The sequence below is a fragment of the Streptomyces turgidiscabies Car8 genome, assembly GCF_000331005.1.
GTDB lineage: Bacteria > Actinomycetota > Actinomycetes > Streptomycetales > Streptomycetaceae > Streptomyces > Streptomyces turgidiscabies.
Genome location: NZ_AEJB01000619.1, coordinates 1 through 18337, shown reverse-complemented (window position 1 = coordinate 18337; position 18337 = coordinate 1). Strand labels below are relative to the sequence as shown.

Below are 18337 nucleotides of genomic sequence, written 5' to 3'. Positions count from 1 at the left end.
GCACACCAGCACCGCGTACACCTGCGCGGACAACCGTTGCGCCGTAGCGGCTACGCCGTCCCCTGGGCCGTCTGCGGCGCCGTGATCTCCCGCACCCACGGGGTCTTCGCGTCGACGCGGCTGCTCTTCTTGACGTCCCAGGTGCCGTAGCGCGGGTTCAGGTCGACGTCGAGGGTCTTCGAGGCCTCGGACATCGCCTTCCAGAACGTGGCCTGGCCGTCCGGCGTGCTCATGTCGGCGCCGAGTGAGGCAGCCAGTTTCTGGGCCACGATCTCGGTGTGGAGGCTGTCGTCGAGGCGGGCCGGAGCGACACCGTACTGCTGGAGCCAGGCGTCCTCGAGCGCCTTCGCGTTGCCCGCCTGCTGCTCCAGGGAGGCCCGCAGGCTCTGGACGTCCTTGCGGGTCACGGTCACGCCCGCGTTCTTCGCGGCCTGGTTCAGGACGCGGTCGAGGACCAGGGTGTGCAGGGTGTCCCGGGTGAGGCTGCCGGTTCTGGCGACGGTCTGCGCGTACTGGGCCTGGTCCGGGGTGGCCGCCCGCTGCGCCGCGCGTACCTCGTTCACCCTGCTCTCCAGCTGCGCGACCGTGATCCGCTGCCCGCCGACGACGGCCGCCGCGCCGGGATGCGCGTCACTTCCGCAGGCGGTGAGGAGCGGGGCCGCGGCGACGATCGCGGCGGAGAGGAAGAGCGCGGTGCGACGACGGCGGTGCAAGGAAGCCTCCCGAGGAGATTGTGCGGCGGTGCACAAGGTCTTGCGGTGATCGATGTTAGGCAGTGGCTCAGCTCTGGCCAAGCCATTCGACCAACGATTCACCAGGACTTCGGGCACCGCCTCGCTCTCCCGCGGCCTCCGGCCGTCTCAGCCGGTGATCGCCACCGGTGCGTCCCACGCGTCGCGGTCCACGGTGATCGTGTAACCGCCGCGCGTCTCCTTGCTGTTGACCATGTACTGGTGGGCCCGGCTGTGGTTGGTCCACTGCGTGGCGGCGAAGGGCCAGTCCGCGGTGGTGGTGTTCTGCTTGTCCCACAGCGCGTACCACATGTTGCCCGGCAGGTTGGTGCGGTCGGTGGCCTGGGCGATCGCCTTCGCGCTGGAGCTGGTGAAGCCGTAGTAGCCGGTGCGGTACGTCTTGGCCTGCAGTGCCTTGTCGAAGGCGCGTACGTACGTCAGTACGGCGTCGTTGCACGCCTTGTTCGTGATGTCGTACGACTCCATGTCGAGGTAGACCGGGCTGCCGGCCTTCATACCGAGCGCCGAGGCCTTGGCGACCGCGTCCGCCGCGTCCGTGGCCCCGAGGGAGGCGGCCGTGGCGGCGGTGAGCTTCTCGGGGCTGGAACCGGTCTGGCAGGACGGCTGGGCGCCGACGTACAGGGGGATGAGTTTCCAGCCCTGGGCGCTGACCGTCTTCACCCAGGACGCGGTGAGGTTGGGCTGGGCGCAGCCGCGGTTCTTGCCGCCGATGTAGACGGCGGCGGCGCCGTAGAAGTTGTTGGTGCGCCAGGCCTTCATCGCGGCGGCGGAGGGCGCGGTGCAGGTGTCGAACGCGCGGCCGGTGAAGGTGCGCTGCGCGGGCCAGGTGGTGGCGGCCATCGACGACTGCGCGGCGAGCCCTGCCCCGGCGACGACGGCCGTACCGGCCACCGCCCAGGTGATGTACCTGCGCTTCTTGGACTGCCGGTGACTGGACACCACGTAACCCACCCCTGGTTCTGCGACATGACGTGCTTCGGCATGACGTGCTGTGACACGGAAGCAGGTCGCAACGTAACCGGCGTCGTTCCCGTGTTCGGGAAACATCGGCCCCGCAGACCTACAAGATTCCCTCAAGCCACCGCAAACCCTATCCGTGCACCTGTCCGAGCCATGCCAGGGTCCGCCGGACCTCCGCCGCCAGCGGGTGTCCAGGGCCGCGCAGGCGGTCCACGTCGTGGAGGAGGCGGGCGAGGGTGTCGCGTGCGGCGGTGCGGTCGCCGAGGGCGAGGAGGAGGTGGCCGATGCGGCGGCGGACGTCGAGGGAGAGTTCCGGGTCGCCGGCGACGTACTGGTTCTCGTAGTACGGCAGCAGGGCGCGGTACTCGGCGAGGGCCGCCGCGGGTTCGCCGAGCTGTTCGAGGCACTGGGCGGCCTCGTAGCGGAAGCGCAGCGACTGGGGGTCGGCCTGGCCTGCCTCGGCGGCGCGTTCGTCGGCGAGGCGGCGCAGTTCGGGCAGGGCGCGGCGGTACTGGCCGTCGTCCATGAGGGTGGCCGCGTACTGCTTGCGCAGGGTGCGGACGACCGGGGAGTGCTCGCCGTGCTGTTCGGCGGCGGCGGGCAGGATTCCGCCGAGGATGTCGACGGCCTGGGTGATCCGGCCCTCGCCGAGGAGGCGTTTGACCTCGTCGACGGCTCCGGCGACGTCGGGTCGCTCTGCCACCGGAGCGGCCGTCGGCTGGGGCGCGGGGGTGCGCGCGCGGTCCGGCCAGGGGGCGTGCGGGCGCAGGAAGGGGCGTGTGGGGTCGAGGGGGGCTCCGGTGGGCATCCCGCGCTCCGGGAGGAGCAGCGACAGGTGCTCGTACACCTCCTGCGCGGAGGCGGGCCGGTGCTGCGGGTCCTTGGCGAGCAGCCGCAGGACGAGCGCTTCGAGGGCGTCGGGCACCTCGGGTCTCAGTCGGCGCACGGGCAGCGGCGGCTCGTAGAGGTGCCGGTGGAGCACGCCGAGGGCCGTGGAGCCGGAGAACGGCACGTCCCCGCTGAGGAGTTCGTGGAGGAGTACGCCGAGTGCGTACAGGTCCGTGTAGGGGCCGACCGCGCCGCCCATCGCCTGCTCGGGGGCCATGTAGGCGGGCGAGCCGATGGGTGAGCCGGTGTGGGTGAGGCGGGTGGTGTCGGTGTCCATGACCGAGGCGACGCCCAGGTCGAGGACGGTGACCGTGCCGTCCTGCTTCACCATCACGTTGCGCGGCTTGAGGTCGCGGTGGACGATCGGCACGGCGTGCACGGCGCTCAGTACGGCGCACAGTTGCGCGGCCACGGCGACCGCCCACTGCCAGGGGTACGGGTCGTGTTCGGCGAGGTGGTCGGAGAGGTCGGCGCCGTCGACGTACTGCATGACGAGGAACAGTTCCTCGCCCTCGCTGCCCGCGTCGTGGACCGTGACGAGCCCGGGGTGGTCGACCTGCGCGGTCACCCGGCACTCGCGCACGAAGCGGCGGCGCAGCTCGTCGGCCTCCTGGCCGGCGACCTTGTCGGGGCGCAGCAGCTTGACGGCGACGCGCCGGTCGAGCCGCTGGTCGTACGCCGTCCACACCTGGCCCATGCCGCCCTGGCCGATGAGCGTGGACAGTTCGTACCGGTCGGCGATGACGCGTCCCGTCGCCACGCTCACCGTCCGCCCTCGTGGCCGTTGCCGCCGCCGCTGCTGTTGGTGCCGTTGCCGTTACTGCCGGTGCCGTCGCTGCCGTTGCCGTTGCCGTTGCTGCGGCGCAGGAAGTCGCTGAGCTCGTCGAGTTCGGCGCGGACCTGGTCGATACGGGCGGGCGCGGGGCGCGGCGGGTCGACGGGCGGGCCGGCCGCGGAGGCCTGGGGTATCGGCGTGTGGGGCTGGGCCTGGGGCGGAGGCGTGGCGGTGTACGGCGACGGGGGTTGCGGCTGCGGCTGGAACCCCATTGCGGGCTGGGGGTAGCCGTATGCCAGCGGGGGCTGCTGCGGGATGTACCCGGGGTGCTGCGGGCCGGCGGGGGCGGGATGACGGAGCTGGTTGAAGTGGCGTACGTCCGCGGCGATGTAGTAGCCGATCACGATCGCCAGGGTGCCGAGCAGCAGCGCGAGGCCCGTGTAGCCGCCCGCGGTGTGGATGTCCTCACCGGGCTCGTTGCCCAGCAGGACGAGGCTGAGGATGTCGGCCGCGACTACGGCGACGAACAGGCCCCAGTCGAGCGCCTTGCGGGTCACGATGGCCAGCCGCAGCAGCATCGTCCAGGTCAGGAGGCCGCAGCTCATGACGGAGATCACCACGAAGAGCACGCGCAGGAAGACCAGCCACCCGCTCGAGGGCGGCTGCTTCACCGGCTGCGGGTAGCCGTGGCCTGACATGGTTGCTCCTGATCGACTGAACCTGCGCGACGTGATCTGCTCGCCCGACTCGCCCGACCTGATCGTCCGAAGCCGATCGCCTGAACCCGATCGCCTGACGAGGACGAACATCGCGTCGAGCGTGTCGAGCGTATAGGCCGACACGGACAACAGGTCCCGGGTTGTACCGAACCGTTGTCCGACTCATCAGTTGATACGTCCATGTACGCACGTGCACGCGCCCGCGTGCCCTCCAATACGCGTCCGATACACGTCCGACACACGTTTCCCGCCCGCTCAGTCGGGCGCGACGGTCCCGTCCGTCAGCCCGTCGTACATGCCCCGCACGAGCTGTCCGCCGAGACGGCCGGCGTGCCGCAGGGCCTCCTCGAACTCGGCGAGCGACCTGAACCGGGCGCCGTAGCGCCGCTGTTCGTCCAGGGGCAGCCGGGGCAGTTGCAGTCGGCGCACGTCGAGCCGGGTCGCGGTGGACGCGTAGCTGCTGGCCTGCCGGTTGTTGGCGGTGCCGCGCAGGAACCCGGCGAGGAACCACGGGTCGAGGGCCGCCGGATCGGGCCTGAGGAGGACGAGACTGCGGCCGAGAACGGCCCCCGCGGTCACATCGTCGACCACCCGTGCGACGGACCCGCCGCCCAGCACCGGCACGACGACGTCACCCGCCTCCACCCGCACGGCTTCCTCGTCACTCTCGGGCAGTGAGCCGGAGGGGGCGGTGCCGGCGAGGACGTCTTGGTCGGTGAGCACGGGCACGCGCGCGTGGCCGCCGTTTCCGCCGGTACGCATCACCAGGGCGCCCCCGCGCGCGAGTTCACCGATGGTGATCAGCGGCCAGCGCCCGGGCTGCTCGTCGGAGGGTCCGGCGGGGGCGGGCGGAGTGAGGTCCGCGGTCAGCCGCAGGGTCTCGCCGAGTCGGTCCCGTACGTCGCTCAGGTGTTCGCCGTCGCCCGCGGTGGCCGGCGGGAGGTGACGGGCGGGGGCCAGGTCGACGTCGTCGTCGAGGAGTTCGATGACGGGCACGGAGCGCGCCACCCCCGGCCGCTCGGCCGCTGTCCCGGCCCGCTCGAAGGGCCGCCAGGCGTCGAGGACGGCGGCACGCACGGCCTCCCAGTCGAGCCCGCCGCGCCCGGTGTGCTCGGCGACGCTTCCGATGTCGGCGAGCAGCACCTCGGGCTGCGCGGGCGCCTTGTCGGGCCGCCGCAGCACCCACAGGTGCAGCGGGATGTTGTACGGAGGCGCCGCGCCGACCGGCAGCGCGATCACCGCGCGCAGCGCCCCGCGCCGCAGCAGATCCGCGCGGATACGGCGCCCCGAACGCCGCGAGGCCGCGGCCGGCGGCATCAGCAGTACGGCGGTGCCGCCGTCCCTGAGCCGCGCGAGCGCGTGCTGCACCCAGGCCAGCTCGGACTCGTTGCGGGCCGGGAACCCGTACTCCCAGCGGGCGTCGTACGCGAGTTCGTCGTGCCCCCAGTTGCGCTCGTTGAACGGCGGATGGCAGAGGACCACGTCGGCCCTGAGCCCCGGATACGCGTCACTGCGAAGCGTGTCCCCGACCGCTGTACGCACCACGCTCCGCCCCTGGAGCGCGAGCCGGAGGGCGGTGAGCGCTGCCAGCTCCGGGGCGCTGTCCTGCCCGTACAACTCCCGCTCCGAGTCGTCCCGTTCGATCTCCCGCGTACCCCGTACGGGAAGGGCGCGCAGCAGTGCGCCGGTGCCACAAGCCGGATCGAGCACAGTGCGCGCGGGACCGGCGAGGTCCCCCATGAGGCGGGCGAGCTCGGCCGGAGTGAGCGTGTACTGCCGCGGGTTGGCGTCGAGATGCCGCCCGACCAGGAACTCGTACGTCTGCCGCGCCCCCATCTCGGCCGCGAGCTCGGCGACTCCCCGGAGGAGCGGGACGGAGGGGAGGAGTGCGGGGCCGGTGGGGGTGTGTACGGCGGGCTGGGTGTGTACGGAAGGGGCGGTGGGGGCGGTGTGCACGGAGGCTGCGCTGTGTACCCGGGGTGGGGCAGGGGTGGTGTGAACGCCGGGGGCGGGATGGCTGGCGTGTACTCCAGGCGGTGTGTTCACGGCCCCCGAGGTGTTCACACCGCCCGGCTCGTTCACGGCCGACTCGGCGCCTGCGACCGTCGGACTGTGAACTCCCCGAACGCCAGTCGGACTGTGAACCCCTTGTGCGGCGGACGCCGTGTGAACTGCCCGCGCGGTCGGCGAGGTGTGAACCCCGCGCTTCTGAGGGACGCCGAAGCGCGGGGCGATCACCTGTTCCAGGGTGGCGGGCAGGCGGGCTGCGAGGCGCTCGTCGGAGACCGCACCCAGTTCGAGCCAGACGGTGGGGCGGTCGTGGATGAGCAGCAGAACGCAGCCCGCGTGGACGAGGGCGGTGGCAGGCCCCTCGGGGTGGCCGACGAGTTGCTGCCAGACGCGTTCACGGAGGGGCACTTCGGCAAGTTTGCCCTGGTGGCGGAGCCAGGATTCGACCTCGGCGAGGGCGAAGGCGGGGCTGGTCTCGGTGCCGCCGACCGGCTTGGGGAAGTCGGCGTGACGGCGGCGCCAGTTGCTGACGGCGGCGCGGCCGACGCCTGCGAGCCGTGCGATACCGGCGGCGGTCACTTCCGTGGCGTTGTCCTGCACGCGCCGCGCTCCCCTCGTCCCGTGCACGGCCCCGGTGCTCCTGTGTACGGCTCTGGTCACCCGTACACAGTCCTGGTCGTACACCCTCGTTCAACGTGTGACGCCGAGCATACCGGCGCACACAAGATCTACCCCTTCACGGCCGTGTACATGAGTCATCGCGTGAATCGTGTTGACTCGGTTCACACGGTCTGCTGTTATTGACCCAGCGAACGAGGGCCGCCGGAAAGAGGCGGGCACCGAGGGGGAGGGAAGAGCCGGGCGGCGGCGGCGAAGCACCGGGGACTGCGCCACCGCCGCCCACACCTCTCACGCCTCTCACGCCTCTCACCACTTCGCCCTGTTCCGCTCAGCACTACTCGGCACCGCGCAGCTCAATGCGCCCCTCGCTCAGTTCGTCCTCACCAGGAACCCTCGAAGGAACTCTCATGCGCCGAACCACACTTGCCGCCCTCTGCCTCACCGCCGTCACTGTCGCCGGGGTCGCCGGCTGCCAGACCGACGGGAACAAGACGAGCGACAGGACGACCGACAAAGCGGCCGGCAAGACCGCGGCCGACACCGCCGACAAGACGAAGGACCCGTTCGCCGGGCTGACCGGGGGCGAGATAGCCGAACGTGCGCTGACGGCCACCTCGGGTGCCTCGTCGCTCCGTATGACGGGCGATGTTCCGGACGACGAGAGCGGCGGCACGATCCGGATCGACATGGCTTTCGACAAGCGGGGCCAGTGCGCCGGGACGATGAGCATGAACGGTCAGGGCAAGGCCGATCTCGTGAAGTCCGGCACCACCCTCTACATGAAGTACGACGAGAAGTTCCTGCGGGCGCAGAGCGAGGGTTCGTCGAAGGAGGAGACCGACGGGGTCGTGGCGATGCTGGCCGGCAAGTGGACCAAGATGGCCACGACCGGCTCCGACGCCAAGGACCTCGCGGGCTTCTGCGACCTGGACAGCGTGCTCGCCGATTTCAAGGACGGCGCTTCCGGGGCCGACTCCGGGGTGACACGCGGCGCCACCACGACAGTCGACGGCAGGTCCGCTGTCGCCGTGACGGAGAAGGACGGCAAGGACACGTACACGATGTACGTCGCGGGTGAGGGCAAGCCCTATCTCCTGCGCGTCGACAGCAAGTCGGCGAAGGACCCCGGGACCGTCGTCTTCAGCGACTACGACAAGCCGGTCACCGTCCAGAAGCCCACCGGCGAGATCCTCGACCTGGACGCGCTGGGCGGCTGAGCGCCGGGGAGCCGGGAGCCGGGAGCCGGGCGGACGGTCACAGAGTGTGCCGCATCCACACGTTGGGCTCCACGTACACCCCGTACCCGTGTGCCAGGTCGCACCGCACCGGTGCCAGGGCGCCGGGTACCTCCACCTCGCCCTCGATGTCGAAGGGCAGGCCGGTCCAGGCGCGCCACTCCTCCAGCGAGGCCGCGACGCACATCGACGCCGGTGCCATGGCGACGATGGTGGCGCCGGCCCGGGCGTGCACGCGCAGCCACGGGTCGTGGGGCAGGCCGTCCTCGCGGACCCGGTACGCGTACTCGGCGATCGGTGTCCGGGGCTCCAGGTGCTTGGCGCTGGGCCGGACCGGGGCGACGACCTCGCGGAAGCCGTGCGCGGCGGCGTTGTCGCGCATCGCCGCGAGCATACGGCCGGACAGTCCCGTGCCCTGTGCGTGCGGGGAGACGACGATCGAGATCGCGCTCACCGTGTCCGGCCGGGTACCGGCACGCAGGTCCTGGAACGCCCACACGAGGACCTGGTCCCAGCCCCGGGCGGGCAGCCGGCCCGCGCCGCGGCCCTCGGCGGCGAGCGCGAAGGGCACGCTGTAGGCGTGCGCGACAACCTCGCCCCGCTCGTCCTCGGCGAACAGGACGTGCTCCGGGAGTTCGGTGGCGATCCGGTCGTAGTGGGCGTTGCCCGTGAAGTCGTGCTGCATCAACTCCGGCCAGGTGTCAGGCATTTCGACGACCTGGCGATACATCTCGGGACGTTCGGCGAGGGACGAGACCTTCAGCTCCATGGCCGTCACGGTAACGGGATCGGACTGGGGCTCAGTTCGCGTGGAACCGTGCCGGTGCTTCCGTCGGGTTGCCGCCGGTGGGCAGTGGCTCTCCGGCGCACCCCGACAGCACCTTCTTCATCGCGGTCTTCTCCGCCGCCGTGACCCACAGTTCGTACTTCTTCTTCACGGCGACCTGGTTGGCGACGTACGTGCAGCGGTACGCCTTGTTGGGCGGCAGCCAGGTCGCCGTGTCGCCGTCGCCCTTGCTGCGGTTGGTGCTCGCGTCGACGGCACGGAGGTTGAGCGGGTCGTTGGCCAGGGCTATGCGCTTGCTGGCGTCCCAGTACTTGGCGCCCTTCTGCCAGGCGTCGGAGAGCGCGACGATGTGGTCTATGTCCACCTCGCTGCGGCCCCGCGTGAACGTCACGTCCTTGCCGCTGTAGGGGTCCGGCTCCAGTTCCCCCGCGGCCACCTTGCAGCCGCCGCTGCGGAACTTCACGTCGGCCAGGTCCCGTTTGAGGATGTCGTCGCGGGTGTCACATTTGTTGGAGTCGGTGTCCGCCCACGCGGTGCCGAACCGGTCCCGGGCGTAGCCCGTCTTGGGGGCCCGTCCCTTCACGGTCAGCGAGTCGACGGCCTTGAGCGCCGCTCCACCGCCACCGCCTCCTCCGCCTGCCGCGCCGCTCGCGCTCTCCTCGGGCCCGGCGGAGCCCAGGGTCTCGCCGTTGCACCCGCCGACGCCGAACACCACCACGAGTACGGCGGCGGCGACGCCCCCACCCCTCAGACACACCACGTTACGTCCCTCCCCTACTGCCCCGTTCCCGTTCCCGCCCGCGGATTTCCGCTGGTCGACAGGCTAGCGGGCGCTCTCGCCCCGCCATAGGGCGCCCACCGGTGCTCAAGGGGCGTACTCCGCATACCGGGCGTATCGTCGATGCTGACTCACCTCCGGAAGGAGCTCCTGGATGGGCATCCTCGACAAGTTCAAGGGCCAGATGCGCGGCAAGATGGGGCACAACGCCTCCGACGCCGCGGAGAAGAAGGTCAACGAGAAGACGGGCGACAAGTACACGAGCCAGGTCGACGACGCTCAGCGGAGAGCCGAGGGCGCGATGGGCATGGATCGTGATCGCGACAGGCCCGAACAGCCGTAGAGCGCCGGAGGCCGGCTGAATCCTCGGCTCACCAGCGGGAAAAGCCGCCCACGACCCCCAACGGGCCGTGGGCGGCTCCCTGTTACCGCTCTGCCTGCTCGCTCACGACCCCAGGATCGACGTCAGGAACTCGCCGGTCCAGCCCAGCAACTCCCGCCCGACCACCGGCTTTCCGCCGACCTTCGCCGTCTTGGGGCGCGGTACGAGGATCTGGTGCGCGGTCGGCTTGATGACCGTCCCCGGGTAGAGGCGCTTGAGCCGCAGCTCCTGCGACTCCCTCAACTCCACCGGCGAGAAACGGATGTTGGTGCCCTGGAGCACGATGTCGCCGACTCCGCAGGCCCGCGCGAGCATCCGCAGCCCCGCCACGAGCAGCAGGTTCTCGACCGGCTCGGGCAACTTGCCGTAGCGGTCGACGAGTTCCTCCCGTACGGCCTTGATGTCGGCCTCCGTGTTCGCGGAGGCGATGGCGCGGTAGGCCGCGAGGCGCAGGCGCTCGCCGGGGGCGTAGTCGTGCGGGACGTGGGCGTCGACGGGGAGCTCGATCTTGACCTCCAGCGGCGGCTCCTCCTCCACCCCGCCCTCCAGCGAGGCCCGGTAGTCCGCGACGGCCTCGCCGACCATCCGTACGTAGAGGTCGAAGCCGACTCCCGCGATGTGGCCGGACTGTTCGCCGCCGAGGAGGTTTCCGGCGCCGCGGATCTCCAGGTCCTTCATGGCGACGTACATACCGGCGCCCATCTCGGTGTGCTGGGCGATGGTCGCGAGCCGCTCGTGGGCGGTCTCGGTGAGCGGCTTCTCGGGCGGGTAGAGGAAGTAGGCGTACCCGCGCTCGCGGCCACGGCCGACTCGCCCGCGCAGCTGGTGGAGTTGGGAGAGGCCGAAGTTGTCGCCGCGCTCCACGATGAGGGTGTTGGCGTTGGAGATGTCGATGCCGGACTCGACGATCGTCGTCGACACGAGGACGTCGTACCGCTTCTCCCAGAAGTCGACGACGACCTGTTCCAGCGCCTGCTCGGACATCTGGCCGTGGGCGGTCGCGATCCGCGCCTCGGGGACGATCTCCCGGAGCCGTGCCGCCGCCCGGTCGATGGACTCGACCCGGTTGTGGATGTAGAACACCTGGCCCTCACGCAGGAGTTCGCGGCGGACCGCGGCGCCGATCTGCTTCTCCTCGTAGGGGCCGACGAAGGTCAGCACCGGGTGCCGTTCCTCCGGCGGGGTGGTGATCGTCGACATCTCGCGGATGCCGGTGACCGCCATTTCGAGCGTACGGGGGATGGGCGTCGCGGACATGGTCAGCACGTCGACGTTGGCGCGCAGCTTCTTCAGCTGCTCCTTGTGCTCGACGCCGAACCGCTGCTCCTCGTCGACGATGACGAGTCCGAGGTCCTTGAATTTGGTCTCGGAGGAGAAGAGCCGGTGGGTGCCGATGACGACGTCGACCGAGCCCTCGCGGAGGCCCTCCAGGGTGGCCTTCGACTCGGATTCCGACTGGAAGCGGCTCAACGCCCTTACGTTGACCGGGAATTGGGAGTAGCGCTCACCGAAGGTGCCGAAGTGCTGCTGCACGAGGAGAGTTGTGGGGACGAGGACGGCGACCTGCTTGCCGTCCTGGACGGCCTTGAAGGCGGCGCGGACGGCGATCTCCGTCTTGCCGTAGCCCACGTCGCCGCAGATCAGGCGGTCCATCGGGACCGTCTTCTCCATGTCGTCCTTGACCTCGGCGATCGTGGTCAGCTGGTCGGGCGTCTCGACGTACGGGAAGGCGTCCTCCAGCTCGCGCTGCCAGGGCGTGTCGGGCCCGAAGGCGTGCCCGGGGGCCGCCATGCGCGCGCTGTACAGCTTGATGAGGTCGGCGGCGATCTCCTTGACGGCCTTCTTGGCGCGCGCCTTGGTCTTCGTCCAGTCGGCGCCGCCGAGGCGGTGGAGGGTGGGTGCCTCGCCGCCGACGTACTTGGTGATCTGTTCCAGCTGGTCGGTGGGGATGTAGAGGCGGTCGCCGGGCTGGCCGCGCTTGGCGGGCGCGTACTCGACCACGAGATACTCGCGGGTCGCGCCCTGCACGGTCCGCTGGACCATCTCGATGTAGCGGCCCACACCGTGCTGCTCGTGCACGATGTAGTCGCCGGTTTCGAGGGTGAGCGGGTCGATGGTCTTGCGGCGCCGGGCGGGCATGCGGGCGCCGTCCTTGCCGGCGGCCTTCTGCCCGGAGAGGTCGGTCTCGGTCAGCACGGCGAGCTTCAGGTTCGGGTCGACGAACCCGAAGTCGATCGAGCCGCACGCCACATGCACGACGGAGGGGCTCAGGGCGGTCAGGTCGGCGTCGAGGCGGGCCGCGATGCCCTCTCCGCCGAGCACCTCGACCGTACGGGCGGCCGGGCCGTGCGCCTCGGTGACGAACACCGTGCGCCAGCCGTCCGCGAGCCAGCCCTTGGTGTCGGCGAGCGCCTTCGCGGTGTCCCCGCGGTAGGTCTCGGGCGCGTGCATGCCCAGCTTGAGCGTGTCCGCGTCGCCCGCCGCCGCGTCAGCGGCGGATGTGAGCGTCTCGTCGGCGGCGAAGGGCGAGACGGACCACCACATCATGTCCAGCTCGCGCGCCCGCTCCCGTACGTCCGCGATGGACCACAGGGAGGCCGCGCCGACGTCGATGGGCGCCTCGCCACCGCCCGCGGTGGCCGCCCAGGACGCCTGGAGGAACTCCTGGCTGGTCGCCACCAGGTCGGCGGCCCGCGTCCGGACCCGCTCCGGGTCGCACACGACGGCCATGGAGCCCTTGGGCAGCACGTCGAGCAGCAGTTCCATGTCGTCGACGAGGACGGGGGCGAGGGACTCCATGCCCTCGACCGCGATCCCCTCGGCGATCTTGCCGAGGAGTTCTCCCAGCTCAGGGTGTGCCTGGGCGAGGGCCGCCGCCCGCTCCCGCACCTGGTCGGTGAGCAGCAGCTCGCGGCAGGGCGGCGCCCACAGGCCGTGCTCGGCGACTTCCAGGGAGCGCTGGTCGGCGACCTTGAAGTAACGGATCTCCTCGATGTCGTCGCCCCAGAACTCCACCCGGAGGGGGTGTTCCTCGGTGGGCGGGAACACGTCGAGCATGCCGCCGCGTACGGCGAACTCGCCGCGCTTCTCGATCAGCTCGACGCGGGAGTACGCGGCGGCGGCCAGCGCCTCGACGACGGTGCCCAGGTCGGCGGTCGAGCCGGTGCGCAGCGCGACCGGCTCCAGCTCGCCCAGCCCCTTGACCTGCGGCTGGAGTACGGAACGCACGGGCGCCACGACGACCGACACCGGGCCGGTCTCCGGGTCGTCGGAGCTGGGGTGCGCCAGGCGGCGCAGTACGGCGAGGCGGCGGCCGACGGTGTCGCTGCGGGGCGAGAGGCGTTCGTGCGGGAGGGTCTCCCAGGCCGGGTACTCGGCGACCGTGTCCGGCGGCAGCAGCGTTCTGAGGGCGGCGGCGAGATCCTCGGCCTCACGTCCGGTCGCGGTCACGGCCAGCACCGGGCGCCCGGACTGCCTGGCCAGCGCGGCCACGGCGAACGGGCGGGCGGCGGGTGGTCCGACCAGGTCGACGTGCATACGGTTGCCGTCGCCGGCGGCCAGAATCGCTTCCGCGAGGGCGGCGTCCTTGACGACGACGTCGAGCAGACCGTGCAGACTCATGAGAGAGCTTTCGTGAGGTGTGGGCTGTGAGGGGTGGGCAACGCGAACCACCCGACACGTGTGACGGGCCGGGGGGGGTGTCCAGCGTACGTCGCCGCGTCGGCCGGTGCGGCGCCTGTGGACAACGGTCCCCCGTACCCCCGTACCCCCCCGTTCCCCGCCGCGTCGGCTAGTCGGTGGCGATAGCGTTCAGCACGTTCATCCGCCCCGCCCTGAACGCCGGTACCAGTGCCGCGAACAGGCCCACGAAGGCCGAGCCGACGAACACCCCGCCGATCGTCATCCACGGGATCTCCAGGACGTTCAGGCCCTCCAGGGCCAGCAGGCGCTGGGCCGTCGCGCCCCAGCCCATTCCCAGGCCCAGGCCGAGCAGCGCGCCGAAGAGGGCGATCACGACCGACTCCAGCCGGATCATCCGGCGCAGCTGCAGCCGCGACAGGCCGATCGCCCGCATCAGGCCGATCTCCCGCGTCCGCTCCACCACCGACAGGGCCAGGGTGTTCACCACACCCAGGACCGCGACCACGATCGCCAGGGCGAGCAGACCGTAGACCATGTTCAGGAGCTGGCCGATCTGGTCCTTCAGCTCCTGCTTGTAGTCGGTCTGGTCGCGGACCTGGTACTGCGGGTAGGGGTCGAGGGCCTTCTTCAGCGCCGCGTACGCGGACTCCTCCTCGCCCTTCTTCGCCGAGGCGAACATCAGGCTGCTCGGCGGGACCTTGGCGGCCGGCAGGTACTTCTCCATCGTCGCGATGGACAGGTACTGCGAGCCCTTGTCGATCGCCACGTCGTCGTCGGTGATCGCGGCGACCCTGAGCTTCGCCGTCGAGCCGCCCTTGAAGGCGACGGTCATCGTGTCGCCGACCTTCACACGGTGGTCCTCGGCGTATGCGGAGCCCAGCGACATGGCGTCCTTGCCGTACGCGGCACTCAGCGTGCCCGAGACGGTGGTGCGGCGCAGGTCGGAGGCGTACGTCGGGTCGGCGGCCGTCAGCTGGGTCGTCTCGCCCTTGCCGGTGGGCGGGGTCAGGGTGACCTCGACCTCCTTGTAGCGGGTGACGTGGGTGAGGCCGGGCGAGTTCCGCATCGCCTTCTCCGCCTGCGGCACGATCCGCTGGTTGCCCTCGACGATGAAGTCAGCGCCGACCGACTTGTCCAGCTCGCTCGTCGCCGAGGCGACCATCGAGGAGCCGACCACCGACAGACAGGCGACCAGGGCGAGGCCGATCATGAGGGCCGCGCCGGTGGCGCCGGTGCGGCGCGGGTTGCGCAGGGCGTTGCGCTCGGCCAGCCGGCCGACGGGGCCGAAGCCCCGCAGCAGCACGGCGCTGAGCACCCGTACGACACCGCCGACGAGCAGCGGGCCGATGATCACGAACCCGAGGAGCGAGAGCACGACGCCCGCGCCGAGGACCATGGAGCCGTCGCTCGCCGTGTCGGCGGTGGCGGCCAGGTAGAGGGCGAAGCCGCCGGCGCCCGTCAGGACGAGGCCGATGAGACCCCGTACGAGGCCCGCCTTGCCATCGGCCGGGGTGCCGGCGTCGCGCAGGGCGGCCATCGGGGAGACCTTGCCCGCCCGGCGGGCCGGGAGGTAGGCGGCGAGCACGGTGACGACGACGCCGAGGACCAGACCGATCACCGGGGTGGTCACCTTGACGGTGAGGTCGTCGGTGGAGAGGTTCATGCCGGCCATCGCCATCAGCTTCATCAGGCCGATCGCGATGCCGATCCCCGCGCCGACACCGAGGATCGATCCGACGAAGCCGAGCAGCAGCGCCTCCACCAGCACGGACCGGTTGACCTGCTTGCGGGAGGAGCCGATCGCCCGCATCAGGCCGATCTCGCGGGTCCGCTGGGCGACCAGCATCGAGAAGGTGTTGATGATCAGGAAGATGCCGACCAGGAACGCGATCCCGGCGAAGCCGAGCATGGCGTACTTGATGACGTTCATGAACTGGCCGATACCTTCTCGGCTCTCGTCGGAGAACTCCTTCTTCGTCTGCACCTTGAACACACCGTCGGCCGTCAGGGCCCGGGTGACGTTCTGCTTGAGCCGGGTGTCGGTGACCCCGTCGGCCGCCGTGACGTTGAGCTGGCTGAACCGGCCGGTGGCGCCGAGGAGTTCACGCTGCGCGGTGGCGGTGTCGAAGTAGACGACGGCCGCACCGGGGTTGGTCACCTTGAAGGTGGCGATACCGACGATCCGCGCGCGGATGTCACCGGTCTGCGCGATGGTACGGAGCTCGTCGCCCATCTTCAGGTGGTGCTTGTCGGCGGTGTCCGCGTCGACCATCACCTCGGTGGGCCCGCGTGGTGCGTGACCGCTGGTGATCTCCATCGAACGCAGGTCGTTGCGCGTCCAGTTGCCCGCGATGGTCGGAGCGCCGGTGCTGGACCCCATGTTGTCGTTGTCGCTGTCGACGACGGTCACGTTCATCGAACTGACCGCGCCCTCGGCCGACTTGACGCCCTCGGCCTGCTGCGCCTTGGCGAGCACTGAGGCCGGCAGCGACTCGGGTACCCCGTTCTGCGGGGTGTCGTCGCTCTTGGCCGCCTTCGGCGACACCGTGACGTCGGACGACGTGGTCGAGAAGAGCTTGTCGAACGTCGTGTTCATGGTGTCGGTGAAGACGAGCGTCCCGCACACGAACCCCACCGACAGCAGCACGGCCACCGCCGAGAGGGCCATCCGGCCCTTGTGCGCGAAGAAGTTGCGCATCGAGGTCTTCAGCACAGTCATGACGTACGCCCCCGCGCGTCGAAGTCCTTCATCCGGTCGAGGACGCTGTCGGCGGTCGGCCGGAACATCTCGTCGACGATCCGCCCGTCCGCGAGATACAGCACCCGGTCGGCGTACGAGGCGGCCACCGGGTCGTGCGTGACCATCACGATGGTCTGGCCGAGCTCGTCCACCGAGCGGCGCAGGAAGCCCAACACCTCAGCACCCGCACGGGAGTCGAGGTTTCCGGTCGGCTCGTCACCGAAGATGATCTCGGGCCGCGCGGCCAACGCCCTTGCCACGGCGACGCGTTGCTGCTGACCGCCGGACAGCTGGTTGGGCCGGTGCTTGAGCCGGTCCTTCAGGCCGACGGTCTCGACGACCTGGGCCAGCCAGCCCTTGTCCGGCTTGCGGCCCGCGATGTCCATGGGGAGCGTGATGTTCTCCAGCGCGCTGAGCGTCGGCAGCAGGTTGAACGCCTGGAAGATGAACCCGATCCGGTCCCGGCGCAGTTGCGTCAGCTTCTTGTCCTTGAGCCCGGTGATCTCGGTGTCGTCGAGGTAGATCTGCCCGGACGTCACGGTGTCGAGCCCGGCGAGGCAGTGCATGAGGGTGGACTTGCCGGAGCCCGAGGGGCCCATGATCGCGGTGAACTGTCCCCGCGCGATGTCCACGTCGACCTGGTCCAGGGCGACGACGCGGGTCTCACCGGACCCGTACGCCTTCACGACCTGCCGCGCCCGTGCGGCAACGGCAGTACGCCCTCCAGTGCCCCCGTGCCTGGTGATTGTCACAGCCGATGTCACGGTATGTCTCCTAAGTCGGTCAGTGCTGAGCGCGCACTGATCCCGGGTGTGATGCTTCGCTGATCCGCCGGACGGACTGTCCCGCGTGGTGTCCCTGCGCCTGCGCCCTGCGTCGCGCCCTGCGCTGTGCCCTGCGTTGTGTGTATGAGTCTGCTGGTGGGAGGGGGTCCGGGTCTCTGGTGCCCAGCGCAGTCTTGTGCGGGGGAAAACCCCACCCCCGAAGTTCAGGAACGCCGTCCCCAGCGGCGTAAAGCCAGGTTAAGGAGCGGGAGCACCCCGTCTCGTCCTCCGTCGGTACGAACCCTCCCCGAGCCGTAGTAAGGAGGTACCCCTAGGGGCTGTCCACCCCTCGGTGGAGCGGGTCTCGGGGTTGTCTCCACCCTCCTGCCCGGCCAGGCTCCACCCTCCCGCCGCGTGAGGGTCAAGTGGCAGAGTGGTCGTCGGCAGATAGATGCAGGGGGAAAGGAAACCCGGTGGACAGTGGGCGCCGTACGAGACCCGCGACAGGCGACACCGCGCAGCACACCGGAACCGAGCGACGAGGGGCCGTCGTCGCCGCCCTGATGCTCGCGATGGCGCTGGCCGCGCTCGACTCCACCATCGTGTCCACCGCCGTACCGCAGATCGTCGGCGACCTCGGCGGCTTCTCCGTCTTCTCCTGGCTGTTCTCGGGCTATCTGCTGGCCGTCACGGTCACCCTCCCGGTGTACGGCAAACTCTCCGACACCTTCGGCCGCAAACCGGTCCTCATAGCGGGCTGCGCCCTGTTCCTCGCCGGCTCACTGCTGTGCGCGCTGGCCTGGAACATGGGCGCGCTGATCGCCTTCCGGATCATCCAGGGCCTCGGCGGCGGCGCCCTCCAGGGCACGGTCCAGACGCTGGCCGCCGACCTCTACCCGCTGGAGCAACGCCCCAAGATCCAGGCCAAGTTGTCGACGGTGTGGGCGACCTCGGCGGTGGCCGGCCCCGCGGTGGGCGGGATCCTGGCGGGCTACGCCGACTGGCGCTGGATCTTCCTCGTCAACCTCCCCGTCGGCGCGGTGGCGATGTGGCTCCTGGCCCGCCACCTCCACGAACCCCAGCGCGACACCTCCGGCGCCCGCCCGCGCATCGACTGGGCCGGCGCGCTGGCGGTCTTCGCGTGCGGCGGCGTACTCCTCACGGCCCTCGTCCAGGGCGGCGTGGCCTGGCCCTGGCTGTCGTGGCCGTCAACCGCCTTCTTCGGTACGGGACTTGCGCTCGTGCTGCTCGTCGTCGTGATCGAACGCCGGGCGGCGGAGCCGA

Annotated in this window: 13 protein-coding genes; 3 read left to right on the top strand and 10 right to left on the bottom strand. The window is 70.6% G+C overall.

Annotation, left to right across the window (positions count from 1 at the left end):
• Positions 1-50: 50 nt before the first annotated feature.
• From STRTUCAR8_RS42980 to STRTUCAR8_RS42960, 5 genes are all read right to left on the bottom strand, one after another.
• Positions 51-713: a SurA N-terminal domain-containing protein gene (locus STRTUCAR8_RS42980; RefSeq protein ID WP_006382717.1), complete on the bottom strand. Its 663-nt coding sequence runs from the start codon at positions 711-713 to the stop codon at positions 51-53.
• Positions 714-860: 147 nt separating this feature from the next.
• Positions 861-1691: a glycoside hydrolase domain-containing protein gene (locus STRTUCAR8_RS42975; protein ID WP_044473874.1), complete on the bottom strand. Its 831-nt coding sequence runs from the start codon at positions 1689-1691 to the stop codon at positions 861-863.
• A 151-nt stretch (positions 1692-1842) separates the two neighbouring features.
• Entirely contained in the window at positions 1843-3324 is a 1482-nt protein-coding gene (locus tag STRTUCAR8_RS42970) for a serine/threonine-protein kinase (protein WP_267889058.1), read from the bottom strand.
• Positions 3325-3362: 38 nt separating this feature from the next.
• On the bottom strand, positions 3363-4073 hold the full coding sequence (locus STRTUCAR8_RS42965; RefSeq protein WP_044473869.1) for an integral membrane protein: 711 nt from the start codon (positions 4071-4073) through the stop codon (positions 3363-3365).
• Positions 4074-4349: 276 nt separating this feature from the next.
• Positions 4350-6704, bottom strand: a complete 2355-nt coding sequence (locus STRTUCAR8_RS42960; protein WP_006382714.1) for an N-6 DNA methylase — start codon at positions 6702-6704, stop codon at positions 4350-4352.
• Positions 6705-7132: 428 nt separating this feature from the next.
• Between STRTUCAR8_RS42960 and STRTUCAR8_RS42955 the strand changes: the two genes are divergently transcribed.
• Complete coding sequence (locus STRTUCAR8_RS42955; protein WP_006382715.1) at positions 7133-7942, top strand: hypothetical protein; 810 nt, start codon at positions 7133-7135, stop codon at positions 7940-7942.
• A 37-nt stretch (positions 7943-7979) separates the two neighbouring features.
• Here STRTUCAR8_RS42955 and STRTUCAR8_RS42950 read toward each other — a convergent pair whose 3' ends face one another.
• Both STRTUCAR8_RS42950 and STRTUCAR8_RS42945 read right to left on the bottom strand, forming a co-directional pair.
• Positions 7980-8729, bottom strand: coding sequence for a GNAT family N-acetyltransferase (locus STRTUCAR8_RS42950; RefSeq protein WP_006382718.1), 750 nt, complete (start codon positions 8727-8729; stop codon positions 7980-7982).
• A 31-nt stretch (positions 8730-8760) separates the two neighbouring features.
• Positions 8761-9504: an HNH endonuclease family protein gene (locus STRTUCAR8_RS42945; RefSeq protein ID WP_078507492.1), complete on the bottom strand. Its 744-nt coding sequence runs from the start codon at positions 9502-9504 to the stop codon at positions 8761-8763.
• A gap of 175 nt (positions 9505-9679) precedes the next feature.
• Between STRTUCAR8_RS42945 and STRTUCAR8_RS42940 the strand changes: the two genes are divergently transcribed.
• Positions 9680-9868 carry an Rv0909 family putative TA system antitoxin gene (locus STRTUCAR8_RS42940; RefSeq protein ID WP_006382725.1) on the top strand — a complete coding sequence of 63 codons (189 nt, stop codon included), beginning with the start codon at positions 9680-9682 and terminating at the stop codon, positions 9866-9868.
• A gap of 102 nt (positions 9869-9970) precedes the next feature.
• Here STRTUCAR8_RS42940 and mfd read toward each other — a convergent pair whose 3' ends face one another.
• The 3 genes from mfd to STRTUCAR8_RS42925 form a co-directional block, all read right to left on the bottom strand.
• Positions 9971-13528 carry a transcription-repair coupling factor gene (mfd, locus tag STRTUCAR8_RS42935; RefSeq protein WP_006382723.1) on the bottom strand — a complete coding sequence of 1186 codons (3558 nt, stop codon included), beginning with the start codon at positions 13526-13528 and terminating at the stop codon, positions 9971-9973.
• Positions 13529-13697: 169 nt separating this feature from the next.
• On the bottom strand, positions 13698-16268 hold the full coding sequence (locus STRTUCAR8_RS42930) for an ABC transporter permease (RefSeq protein ID WP_044473867.1): 2571 nt from the start codon (positions 16266-16268) through the stop codon (positions 13698-13700).
• The gene (locus STRTUCAR8_RS42925) at positions 16265-17053 is read right to left on the bottom strand and encodes an ABC transporter ATP-binding protein (RefSeq protein ID WP_044473866.1); all 789 of its coding nucleotides are present in this window, start codon (positions 17051-17053) and stop codon (positions 16265-16267) included. Before STRTUCAR8_RS42925 ends, STRTUCAR8_RS42930 begins: the two co-directional genes overlap by 4 nt.
• Before the next feature lie 473 nt (positions 17054-17526).
• Here STRTUCAR8_RS42925 and STRTUCAR8_RS42920 point away from each other — a divergent pair.
• Positions 17527-18337, top strand: an 811-nt coding sequence (locus STRTUCAR8_RS42920; RefSeq protein WP_006382716.1) for an MFS transporter, incomplete at its 3' end; no start/stop codon positions are given.